The organism is Streptomyces sp. NPDC058001, from assembly GCF_042886315.1.
Taxonomy (GTDB): Bacteria; Actinomycetota; Actinomycetes; order Streptomycetales; family Streptomycetaceae; genus Streptomyces.
The window spans coordinates 344,329-355,790 of sequence record NZ_JBHVQT010000002.1; the positions used below are offsets into that span (position 1 = coordinate 344,329).

At 71.6% G+C, this 11,462-nt stretch carries 9 protein-coding genes and 1 tRNA gene; 7 read left to right on the top strand and 3 right to left on the bottom strand.

The genetic code is table 11. The features are described 5' to 3' along the window. The first annotated feature begins 50 nt into the window (after positions 1-50). A complete protein-coding gene (locus ACFVT5_RS05035) occupies positions 51-920 on the top strand; it encodes an ABC transporter permease (protein WP_389881517.1) in 870 nt (289 codons plus the stop codon). Here ACFVT5_RS05035 and ACFVT5_RS05040 read toward each other — a convergent pair. Then, positions 917-1,540, bottom strand: coding sequence for a chorismate mutase (locus ACFVT5_RS05040; RefSeq protein ID WP_389881519.1), 624 nt, complete (start codon positions 1,538-1,540; stop codon positions 917-919). The two genes, ACFVT5_RS05035 and ACFVT5_RS05040, sit on opposite strands and share 4 nt — an antisense overlap. A 30-nt stretch (positions 1,541-1,570) precedes the next feature. Between ACFVT5_RS05040 and ACFVT5_RS05045 the strand changes: the two genes are divergently transcribed. Next, positions 1,571-2,224, top strand: a complete 654-nt coding sequence (locus ACFVT5_RS05045; RefSeq protein ID WP_389881520.1) for a TetR/AcrR family transcriptional regulator — start codon at positions 1,571-1,573, stop codon at positions 2,222-2,224. A 134-nt stretch (positions 2,225-2,358) separates the two neighbouring features. Beyond that, positions 2,359-4,284, top strand: a complete 1,926-nt coding sequence (locus tag ACFVT5_RS05050; protein ID WP_389881522.1) for an AMP-dependent synthetase/ligase — start codon at positions 2,359-2,361, stop codon at positions 4,282-4,284. 35 nt (positions 4,285-4,319) lie between these two features. On the opposite strand, the gene ACFVT5_RS05055 is transcribed toward ACFVT5_RS05050, so the two are convergent. Further along, positions 4,320-5,153 (bottom strand): helix-turn-helix domain-containing protein, encoded by an 834-nt coding sequence (locus tag ACFVT5_RS05055; protein WP_389881524.1) that lies wholly within the window; start codon positions 5,151-5,153, stop codon positions 4,320-4,322. Between the two features lie 240 nt (positions 5,154-5,393). On the opposite strand from ACFVT5_RS05055, the gene ACFVT5_RS05060 reads away from it, so the two are divergent. The 4 genes from ACFVT5_RS05060 to ACFVT5_RS05075 all read left to right on the top strand — a co-directional run bounded on the left by ACFVT5_RS05060 (position 5,394) and on the right by ACFVT5_RS05075 (position 11,018). Beyond that, positions 5,394-5,798, top strand: coding sequence for an ATP-binding protein (locus ACFVT5_RS05060; RefSeq protein WP_389881526.1), 405 nt, complete (start codon positions 5,394-5,396; stop codon positions 5,796-5,798). Positions 5,799-5,874: 76 nt separating this feature from the next. After that, entirely contained in the window at positions 5,875-7,590 is a 1,716-nt protein-coding gene (locus tag ACFVT5_RS05065; protein WP_389881528.1) for a dihydroxyacetone kinase subunit DhaK, read from the top strand. Positions 7,591-7,666: 76 nt separating this feature from the next. Beyond that, positions 7,667-9,388, top strand: a complete 1,722-nt coding sequence (locus tag ACFVT5_RS05070; protein WP_389881530.1) for a dihydroxyacetone kinase subunit DhaK — start codon at positions 7,667-7,669, stop codon at positions 9,386-9,388. Between the two features lie 208 nt (positions 9,389-9,596). Continuing rightward, a complete protein-coding gene (locus ACFVT5_RS05075) occupies positions 9,597-11,018 on the top strand; it encodes a WD40 repeat domain-containing protein (protein WP_389881532.1) in 1,422 nt (473 codons plus the stop codon). A 216-nt stretch (positions 11,019-11,234) separates the two neighbouring features. On the opposite strand, the gene ACFVT5_RS05080 is transcribed toward ACFVT5_RS05075, so the two are convergent. Next, positions 11,235-11,307 (bottom strand) — tRNA-Arg (locus ACFVT5_RS05080). Between the last annotated feature and the right edge of the window lie 155 nt (positions 11,308-11,462).

Below are 11,462 nucleotides of genomic sequence, written 5' to 3' on the forward strand. Positions count from 1 at the left end.
ACCGCCGGAGACGATGGCGTACGGGAACGGCACTCGATCGGAGAGGGCGTATGAGCACGCTCGTTGGGCAGGACCGCGCCGAGGTGGCGCCCGGCTATCGGGCGCGGGGCACCCTGCCCCTGCGCGTGGAGGCCGTCCGGCAACTCAAGCGGCGCCGCACCCTCGTGATGGGCGCCGTCCTCGGCCTGCTGCCCTTCGTCCTGGTGGCCGCCTTCGCCATCGGCGGCGAACCCGGCGGGCGCAACGGCAGCGTGACCCTGATGGACACCGCCACCGCGTCCGGCGCCAACTTCGCGGCGACGTGTCTGTTCGTCTCGGCGGGCTTCCTGCTGGTGATCCCGGTCGCGCTGTTCTGCGGGGATACCGTGGCCTCCGAGGCGAGTTGGTCGTCGCTGCGCTATCTGCTCGCGGCCCCGGTGCCCCGGGCCCGGCTCCTCGCGTCGAAGCTGACGGTCGCCCTCGGCATGAGCCTCGCCGCGATGGTGATGCTGCCGGTGGTCGCGCTCGCGGTCGGCACGGCGGCGTACGGCTGGGGCCCTCTGGAGATCCCCACCGGCGGTGTGCTGTCGGCGGGCACGGCGGCGCAGCGGCTCGTCGTCGTGATCGGGTACATCTTCGTGTCCCAACTCGTCACCGCGGGACTCGCGTTCTGGCTGTCGACCAAGACGGACGCACCGCTCGGCGCGGTCGGCGGCGCGGTCGGACTGACCATCGTCGGCAATGTCCTGGACGCGGTGACCGCCCTCGGGAGCTGGCGCGACTTCCTGCCCGCGCACTGGCAGTTCGCCTGGGCCGACGCGATCCAGCCCCAGCTCGAATGGGGCGGCATGATCCAGGGCACGGCGGTCTCGCTGACCTACGCCGTCATCCTGTTCGCCCTCGCCTTCCGGGGCTTCCGGCGCAAGGACGTCGTCTCCTAGCCCTGGCGGGTGCACAGCGAGCGCAGCGCGTACGTGAGGCCCCGGGTGTGCGGGGCGTCCAGCCCGTACCGGTACGCGGTGGTGGTCGCCGCGCGGGTGACCCGGGGACGGCAGGACGGGGTGTTGCGGGTGGCGCGGGTGTCCGCCAGGGCGCGCAGTACGTCCGTGGTGAGCCGGTCGAGCGCGGGGCGCACCTCCCGCGCCAGGTCGGGCCGCTCGGAAGGCCGTTCGGCGGGCCGTTGACCGGGGTACGTGTCCCAGCGGGCGAACAGGTCCCGCTGCACCGACTTGCCCGCCTCGATCTGGTCCCGGAACACGGCGACCGTATGCGCCGGGTCGAGTCCCAGCGCGGGGGACCGGGCCGCCACGTCGTCCAGGATCCGGCGTTCCCGTACCTGGTCCTCGATCGGCGCCCCGGTGCCGAACTTGGCGGCGGCCACCCGGTCGGCGAGCAGCAGCCGTTCGGTGAGGAGACGGACGAGGGGGTCCACGGACCGGACAGGCCGGACAGCGGTGGCCGGTGCCGGGCTCCACAGCCCGAGCAGCGCGACGCCGACCACCGCGTACAGCCGCGGACGTGCGAGCGGGAACGTTTTGCCACGGAAGATTTCCTTGATCACAGGACCTTGTATCGCACGTAAGGTGGCCGGGTGAGCGGGACATCCGAGGGGCGACGGCGCAGACTTCCCCGCCAGGTGCGGGAGCAGCAGATCATCGATGTGGCGGTGCACGTCTTCGCCAAGCGTGGCTACCACGCCGCCTCGGTGGACGAGATCGCCGAACTCGCCGGTATCTCCAAACCGATGGTCTACCTCTATCTGGACTCCAAGGAAGGGCTCTTCCTCGCCTGTCTGCGGCGCGAGTCGGGCCGGCTCGTCGGCGCCTTCCAGGGTGCGGCGCGCGACGGCGGTTCCCCCGAACTGCGCCTGTACGCGGGCCTGTCCGCCTTCTTCGCGTTCGTCGCCGGACACCGCGACAGCTGGGTCGTCCTGCACCGGCAGGCGTCCGAGCTGACCGAGGCGATAGCGGCGGCCGTCGCCGAGTCACGGCGCGCGGTGATGACCGAGGTCACGGGCCTGGTACGGGACGGCATCGCCGAGAGCGAGCGGGGCGACCGGCTCCGCGACGAGGACGCGGACTTCGTGGCGCACGCCCTCGTCGGCGCCGCGGACTCGCTCACCTACTGGGTGGACCGGCACCCCGACGAATCACCCGAACGAATTACGCTGCGGCTGATGAACATGGTGTGGCTGGGTATGGACCGTGTCCTCGACGGCGAGGCGTGGCTCCCTCAGCCGAGCTGACACACCCCCCAACCATCTGGGTGCGCACCATTGACGGTTTCCTACGCGCGAGTAAGTTGACGATGTCGTCAGCAAGCCCCCCGAGCCCCCTGCCCCCCTACGTCGAGGCACCGTCGCCGCCACCGGGAGCCGTCATGAGCGTACGCAAGGATCTGAAACGGGCCGCACAGCGCTCCGCCCTCGCCGACCGTGTGGTGGTCGAGCTGACCCGGGACGCGGACGGCACCGTACGCGAGAGCCGGGTCAAGGCACTCGCCGCCGGACTCGTCACCGGCAGCATCGCCGATGTGCCGTTCACGAACGCCGCCGAGGCGCCGGACGCCGTCGTGGTGCGCCGCAAGGTGGGCGCGCGCTGGCGGCCCGTCACGGCCGCGGCCTTCGCCCGCGAAGTCACCGCCACCGCCAAGGGGTTGATCGCGGCGGGCCTGGAGCCGGGCGGCCGGGTCGCGCTGATGTCCCGTACCCGCTACGAGTGGGCCGTGCTCGACTTCGCGATCTGGGCGGCGGGCGGCCAGAGCGTGCCCGTCTACCCGACCTCGTCCGCCGAGCAGATCGAGTGGATCGTCCGGGACTCGGGGGCGCGGTTCCTGATCGCCGAGACACCCGACAACACCCGTACGGCGACCGACGCCATGGCGCCGCTGCCCGAGGGGGACCGGCCCCGGATCTTCGAGCTGGACGCCGGCGCGATCCTCGAACTCGCCACGCTCGGACGGGAATTACCCGACGAGGAGATCACCAAGCGGCGCGCGGCGCTCGGCCCCGACACCATCGCCACCGTCTGCTACACCTCCGGCACGACGGGCCGCCCCAAGGGCTGCGTCCTCACGCACGGCAATCTGCACGCCGAGGCCGCCAACAGCGTCGATCTGCTGCACCCGGTGTTCAAGGAGGTCACGGGCCAGGTCGCGTCGACGCTCCTGTTCCTCCCGCTCGCGCACATCCTGGGCCGCTCGCTCCAGATCGCGTGCATGCTCGCGCGGATCGAGATCGGTCACTTCCCGAGCGTCAAACCCGATGAACTCCGCCCGGAAATGCGGTCGTTCAGGCCGACCTTCCTTGTCGGCGTGCCGTATCTCTTCGAGCGGATCCACGACACGGGCCGGGCGACCGCCGAGAGGCTCGGCCGGGGTGCCTCCTTCGAGCGGGCGGACCGGATCGGGGTGCGCTTCGGCGAGGCGTATCTGCACAGGTTCCTCGGCACGGGACCGGGCCCGGGGATCGGTCTCACCGCCGCGTGGGCCCTGTACGACCTGCTCGTCTACCGGCGTATCCGGCGCGAGTTGGGCGGCCGGCTGCGCTACGCCATCAGCGGCGGCTCCCCGCTGGACCCCCGCCTCAACTTCTTCTTCTACGCCGCCGGCATCATCGTCTACGAGGGCTACGGCCTCACCGAGACCACCGCGGCGGCCACCCTGTCACCGCCCCTGAAACCCCGCCCCGGAACCGTCGGCCTCCCGGTGCCGGGCACCACCGTGCGGATCGCGGACGACGGCGAGGTGCTGATCAAGGGCGGCATCGTCTTCGGCGCGTACTGGAACAACGCGGACGCGTCCGGGCAGGTGCTGGACGACGGCTGGTTCGCCACCGGTGACCTCGGTTCCCTCGACGGCGACGGGTACTTGAGGATCACCGGCCGCAAGAAGGACCTCCTCGTCACCACCGGCGGCAAGAACGTGGCGCCCGCCGTCCTGGAGGACCGGCTGCGCAGCCGCCCGCTGATCGGGCAGTGCGTCGTCGTCGGCGACAACCGGGACTACATCGGCGCGCTGATCACCCTGGACCCGGACGCCCTGACCCACTGGCTCTCCGTACGCAAGCGCGCCCGGGACACCCCGCTCGCCACCCTGCACACCGACCCGGACCTGCTCGCCGCCGTCCAGCAGGCCGTCGACTACGCCAACCAGGCCGTGTCCCGCGCCGAGTCCATCCGCCGCTTCGCCCTGATCCAGGGCGAGTTCACCGAGGACAACGGCCTGCTCACCCCCTCCCTGAAAATCAAACGCCACGCGGTGGTCCAGAGGTACGCGACGGAGATCGAGGACCTGTACGGCACCTGACATCACCTCGGGATATCACCTCGGCGGCGCCTGCCTCAGACGAAGCGGATCGTCGGGTCCACCGGTGTCATGACCGTCCATCTCAACTCGCCCCGCCCGTAAGGGCCGACCGTCCCGTACGGGCCCATCGTCAGGATGCGGAGGGTGATCGGTTCCGGGGAGACCAGGGGGAAGAACATCGGGCGGGGCCGCGTGTGCGGGCCCGGTGTGTGGGCGGTGCGGCGCCACAGGGCCGGGACCTCGGGCTGGGCGCGGAGGTGCCGGACCACGGTGTCCAGGCGGGCGTTGTGCGGGGTGCGCTGCCAGGCGAGCCGTACGTCGGAGAGGAGCGGGAGGGCCCAACTCCCCTCCCAGTCACGGAGTTGGTACCGGGAGTCCGGGCCGAAGACCCATTCGAGGACATTGGCGCCGTCCCGGGCGACCCAGGGGCAGTGCAGTCCGGCGACCTCGTTGCACGCCAGCACGTCCCACGCCCCGTCGGCGAGAAAGCTCACACAGTCGCGCTGCCGCCGTACCAGGTCGAGGAGGAGCGGATCGGGTGCGGCGGCGGCGGGGCCCTGTTCGTACGCCGGTTCGTGGCGCGTGAAGTGGTAGAGGACGTCGGCCTGGGCGGGGGAGAGGTCGAGGACGCGGACCACGCCGTCGATCATCCGCCGGGTGTACTGGCGGCGCTCGCCGCGCTCCAGATAGCGGTACCAGCGTTCGCTGACGCCGAGGAGTGTGGCCATGTCGAGCTGGGTCACATAGCTGCGGGCGCCCCGGGTGCCGTCGAGTCCGGGGATCTGCGCGGGGCTGCGGGCCTTGCGCCACTCACGGAGCATGGCGCCGACATCCGCGTCCCGTTCCCCTCCGCTTCGTTCAGTCGTCAAGTAAAGCCCCCGTAAATTGCTGATTTTTCGGCGGTCTCCGTGGCCGGTCGCTCTGCGTGCGCCACGCGCTTACTCCCGGTCCGCTTCCGCAGGTGAGAGGGGTGTCAGAGTGCCATACGCGCGACCGGAACGGCAGAGTTCCGGCACTCTGGCATGCCGTTCTTTACCTCCCCGAAACGCGCAATGTGAGCAAGCCCACCAAGCCCGTCCGGGCCTCACCGGAGGAGAAGGCGAGTAGGTATGACCACGATCGAACGCGTCGCCGTCGCCGTCGCCCATACGGATCTCGGGCGGCATCCCACCGTCGCCCGGTGCGCCCGGATCTGGGCGCGTGGCGCGCTCAGCGAGTGGCGGGTGTGCGCCTCCGTCGTCCCGGACGTCGAGCTGGTCGTGTCCGAGTACGTGTCCAACGCCCTGCTCCACGCCCGGGGCAGCATCCGCGCGGAACTCGCACTGTTACGGGACGGGCGCCGGCTGCTGGTGGCGGTCCACGACTCGGGACCGTGCGCCGATGCCGCCGCCCGGCCGGGACGGGAACACCATGGGCGCGGCCTGCAGATCACCGGCGCGCTGGCCCTCCACTCGGGGCGGGAGACCACCCCGGACCGTTCCAGGGCGTGGGCGACGCTCGCGATACCGGCCTGACTGTCAGTCACCGTGACCGAATCCCCCCGCCACCCCCCGCCGTCTCCTGCGGCGCCCCGCACAGCCAAGGACTCCCATGAGCTACTTCCTGCCGGAGGACGACCCCGTACTGGCTTCCTGCCGGGGGCTGGCCCGGATGCATCCGTCCACCATCCGGCTCAGCGAGCGCCCGCTCTATCTGACGGCCGCCGACCCGCACCCGGGGCGCCGCGTCGGGCTCGTCTCCGGTGGCGGCTCCGGTCACGAACCCCTGCACGCGGGGCTGTTGGGGCGCGGCGGCCTGGACGCGGTGTGCCCGGGGCAGATCTTCGCGTCGCCGCACAACGGCCAGATCGTCGCCGCCTCCCACGACGTGGTCGGCCCCTCGGGCGTCCTGCACATCGTCAAGAACTTCACCGGCGACGTCCTGAACTTCTCCCTTGCCGCCGAGCGGCTGCGCGCGGAGGGCGTCACGGTCGCGGAGGTACGGGTCGGCGAGGACGTGGCGAGTACCGGTACGGGCGCCGGGCGCCGGGGGACCGCCGCCACCGTCGCCGTGGAGCGCATGCTCGGGGCCGCCGCCGACCGGGGCGCGGACCTGGCGGCACTGGCCGACCTCGGCAGCCGCGTCGTCGACCGTTCGCGCAGCCTCGCCGTCGCCGCCCGCGCGCACACCTCGCCCGACACGCTGCGGCCCGCGTTCACCCTGCCCGCCGACCACATCGACTACGGGGTCGGCATCCACGGCGAACGAGGGGCGCGCACCATCCCCCGGCCGCCGGTCGAGGCGCTGGTACGCCGGATGCTGGACGACCTGCTGGTCGACGGCCCCCCGGCACCCGAGGGCCGGCTGCTCGTCGTCAACGGACTCGGCTCCACCACGCGGCTCGAACTCCAGGCCGTCGCCGCCATCGCAGGTGACCAACTCGCGGCGTGGGGTGAGACGGTGGCGGCGGTCCTGGCCGGTACGTACATCACCGCGCTCGACACGGCCGGCTTCTCGCTGACGCTGACCGCGCTGGAGCCGGGCTGGCTCGAACTGTGGCACGGCACGGACGCCTGTGAAGGCACGCCCACCCGCACGGCGGCCCACACCTCCCTACGGAAACCGCACCCGGCTCCCGTGTCCGAGCCGTCGGCTGACCGCCCCCAGGGCTCCCGGGCCGCGCTCGACCGGTACGCGGAGATCACCCGGCAGGTGCACGACGCGCTCGGCCGGCTCGACCAGGCCGCCGGGGACGGCGACTTCGGCGCCAATCTGCGCGGCGGACTGCGGCTCGCCGTCGAACGGGTCGACCGGACCGGCGAGGACGGACTCGGCGCGGCTGCCGCCGTCTTCCTCGACCAGGTCGGGGACAGCGCCGGGCCGCTGCTCGGCATCCTCTTCGACCGGCTGGCCGCCGTCACCGCGACCTGCCCCGGCGGTGAACGCCCGGCGATTCCCGCACTCGCCGACGCCAGTACGCGGGCCCTGGACGCGATCCACCTGGCCGGGGGCGCGCGGACCGGCGACCGTACGCTCATCGACGCCCTCGCTCCGGCCGCCCGCGCGCTGACGGACGCGCCCTGCGACACCGACGACGCGATCACCACGGCCGCGCTGGCCGCGATCGGCGGGGCGCGCGCCACCGCCGCGATGCTCGGCGGCCGGGGCCGCGCCAGCTACGTCGGCGAACGCGCCCTGGGCACACCGGACCCCGGAGCCATCGCCATCGCGCTGCTGTACTGCGCGCTCGCGGACGTGTACGAGCCCCAGCACGCGACGAGGCTGCCGGCCCCGGGGTACGTGGTGCAGGCGTCACCGAGGGTCTGAGGTCCGCGGGCCCCCACACCTTCCAGCGAACAAACAGACAAACAAACGGACGAATGAACGGACGAACGGATCCACCATGACGCACTTCCTCACCCCCGAAGCAGCCCGTGACGGCGCCCGCGGGCTCACGCTCGCCCATCCGCACATCGCGCTCTGTGAAGACCCCCTCTTCCTCTGGTCACGGGATCGCGCCCCGGTGCGCCGGGTCGGCCTGGTCTCGGGCGGAGGCAGCGGTCACGAACCGTTGCACACGGGCCTGTTGGGACCGGGCGGTCTGGACGCGGTGGCCCCGGGCGAGGTGTTCGCGTCGCCGCACGCGCGGCAGATCGTCGGCGCGTCGATGGCGGCGGCGGGCGACGCGAACGGCGGTGTGCTGCACATCGTGAAGAACTACACCGGAGACCGGGTCAACTTCGCGATCGCGGCGGACCAGTTGCGGGCGGAGGGATACGAGGTGGCGCAGGTCGTCGTGGACGACGACGTCGCGACCAGCGGTTCGGCGGCCGGGCGGCGTGGAACGGCGGCGACCGTCGTCGTGGAGAAACTGCTCGGCGCGGCGGCGGACCGGGGAACCGATCTCGACGGACTCGCGGACCTCGGAACCCGCGTCGCCGCGTGTTCCCGCAGCCTCGCCGTGGCCGCCAGGGCGCACACGTCACCGTCCACGCGGCGCACGGCGTTCACGCTCGGGCAGGAGATCGACTACGGCGCCGGGATCCACGGGGAGCGGGGCGCCCGGACGATCAACTCGCTGCGGCCCACGGAGTTCGTGGTGCGGCGGATGCTGACGGATCTGCTCGACTCGGTCACGGCGGGACGCGAGGGCGTGATCCTGCTGGTCAACGGGCTCGGGGCCACGACGGAGTTGGAGTTGCGGGCGATCAGCGCGCTGGCGCATGGCTGCCTGGTCGAACAGGGCGTCGAGGTCGCGGTGGTGGCCGCCGGAACCTATACGGCGGCACTCGACACGGCCGGCTTCTCGCTCACGCTGACCGCCCTGTCACCGGGCTGGCTGGACCTGTGGTGCGCGCCCGCGAAGACCCCGCTGCACCTGCCGGGCGCGACAGCCCCGCCCACCGCGCGGACGACGGGACCCGTCTTCGTACGGCGGACTCCGGCAGCGCGGACGCAGGGGCGCCGGGACGTCCTGGAGCGGCTCGCGACGATCTGCGCGACGGTGCACACCGACCTCACGAACCTCGACCAGCGGGCGGGCGACGGGGACTTCGGCGACAACTTCACCTCCGGTGTGACCCGGGCGGTGACGCGGGCGCGCGAGGACGACACGGCCGGGATGACGGCGCTCGCGGACGCTTTCACCACCCATGTGGGAGGCACCAGCGGTCCGTTGTTCGGCATCCTCTTCCAACACCTGGCGCTGGCGCTCGGCGACGAGGCGCACGCCGACACGGCGGCACTCGCTGCGGCCTGCGCGGCGGCGGTGGCGGACATCGCCCGGATCGGCGGCGCACGCGTGGGCGACCGTACGCTGCTCGACGCCCTGGCCCCCGCCGCGGACTCCCTGGAGGCGTCGGCCAGGTCCGGCCGCGCCGCGCCCCTCACCTCGGCGGCCGTCGCGGCGATAAAGGGCGCCCACCGCACGGCCGAACTCACCGCCCGCCGGGGCCGCTCCAGCTATGTCGGCGACCACGCCATCGGCGTCGCGGACCCCGGTGCCATCGCGGTCGCCCTGATCTGCACGGCCCTGGCCGAGATCCACGAGCCCACCCAGGCCACCCGGCTCCCGGGCCCGTCCCACATCACCTTCCCGGCCCCCTCCCCGGAACCGACGGACTGACAACCTCCGGATCCGTCGTCACGTGTCCGCCGGGTCAGGGCGGTGGCCGGGTGGGTGGCGGATTTCGGTACGGGGACGGTCCGGAGCGGTACGGGGCGACGGGGACGGGACTGTCAGACCCCTCTGCGAATATCACTCGGGTCCGAAACGAGGCAGCGGGTTCGCCTTTGCCGGTTGCCTGTGCAAGTCACTTCTTGAGGGGACGACCATGTCGACCGACATGTACGGCGTGCGGGTGCTGCATGTCGACCCGGACCAACTCCGGGTCGTGTTACAGGTGTTCGTCGTCTACTACGACACCGGTTCGCGCACGCACATCCCACTGCCGGGTGAGGAGCCGGGCGTCTTCCTGCACTTCCTGCATCAGAGCGCGTCGGGCTACCCGAGCGGCGACAAACGCAACGGCCCCCTGGGCAAGGCGCTCAGCGTCGACGACATCCTGAACTACGAATGGGTCGACACCCACGCACGCCGCTTCATCTCGGACGTCCGATGCGTCGAGACGCTCAACGACCCGCCCACCGAGGAGCAGTGGGAAGAACTCCACGACTTCTACTACGAGCGTGGCGGCACCTGGCAGGACGAAGAACTGCTGATCCAGGGCGAGTACGAGATACGGGTCACCGACCGCAAGTGGCTTCAGCACCTGAGCGAGGGGCAGTCCTGGGCCACGGCCTCGTTCCCGATGAACGGCGACAGTTGGACGGCCGAGGACGCCCCGTACCTGCCCGACCTGGCCCAACCGGCGCTCACCCTGCGCCCGTTCGAGACGACGTCGGGCAGCGTCAAGTTCGACTCCGTCGAAGGGATGGAGTTCTCCGACGACGGCAGGTATCTGGCGGTGTGCAGCGACCAGGCGCGGGTGTGGGTGTACGACACCGCGGACTGGAGCCAGACCGTGCACACCCGCGCCGGTGACTGGGTGGTGCCGGTGCTGATGTGGGTGCCCGGCGAGCACGTCCTCGTGGTCAAGGACTACAGCATCGGGGGCGAGCCCGAGGAGGAGAGGCAGTGGGCGTACGACGTGGACCAGGGCAGGGAGGTCGAACGGCCCTTCCAGTTCGGGCACCGGCGCTCGGCCGACGGCGCGTACCGGATCAGCCCGAACGGCACGCGCGAGGGCGGTTTCGACCTGCACGGGGATGAGCGTGAACCCTCCCGGCGACTGTCCCACAGCGGCGGCAGCTGGGACCCGATCCAGTGCCACGCCTTCTCCGGCGACTCCTCGCGGCTCTTCCTCGGCGCGCAGCAGAACCTGTACGTGGTCGACCCGGCGAAGGGCGAGGTGGTCGACAAGGTCATGGACGCCTCGGAGCGGCTGTTCGAGATGGCGTCCAACCCGGACGGGAGCTATCTGGCGGTCTGCAGCTTCAGCCGGAAGCTGGACTATCTGGATTTCGGCAAGGACCGGCCGCACGAGTTGTGCGTCTGGCGGATGGCCGACAAGAAGATCATCCTGGGCCATCAGTTCAGGACATACATCGGCCAACTCGCCTGGTCCCCGGGCGACGGCCGCTGGCTCGCGGCCGTCGTGGAGCCCATGGGCGAGGGTCAGTTCCATCAGGGCTCGGCGGAGATCGCCGTCTTCCGGATGGGGCCGGGCGAAATGGGGCCGGGCGAAAGCCACTGAGCGGGTGCGGGTGATCGGTGGGTGATGGGACACCGGTCATCGGTGTCAGGCGGCGAGGTCGACGCGATCGCGGTCGGGGGAGTGTCGGCGTCGCCGTCCGACGCGTTTATGTCACCGCTACGGCGTCCCCGCTAGCGTGCTGACAGCCTTCGCGGGGTCTCTCCCGGATGCGAAAGCCCTCCCGGAGGAGGGCCGCCGTGCATCGCGCGTAGAGCGCGCCCCCGGCAGGACTCGAACCTGCGGCCAAGCGCTTAGAAGGCGCCTGCTCTATCCACTGAGCTACGGGGGCCGGGTGGTGGCCGGTGGCCTGGAGCCCGGTGTGGGGCCGGTCCGTGACCTTGCCGGGGACAAGGATAGGGCTCCTTGGGTCCTGTCCCCTGCGCTTCGCCTCCATGACCCGATGTGGAGGTTCGGTGAAGCGGTCCTGATAATCGCAGGCGGGTA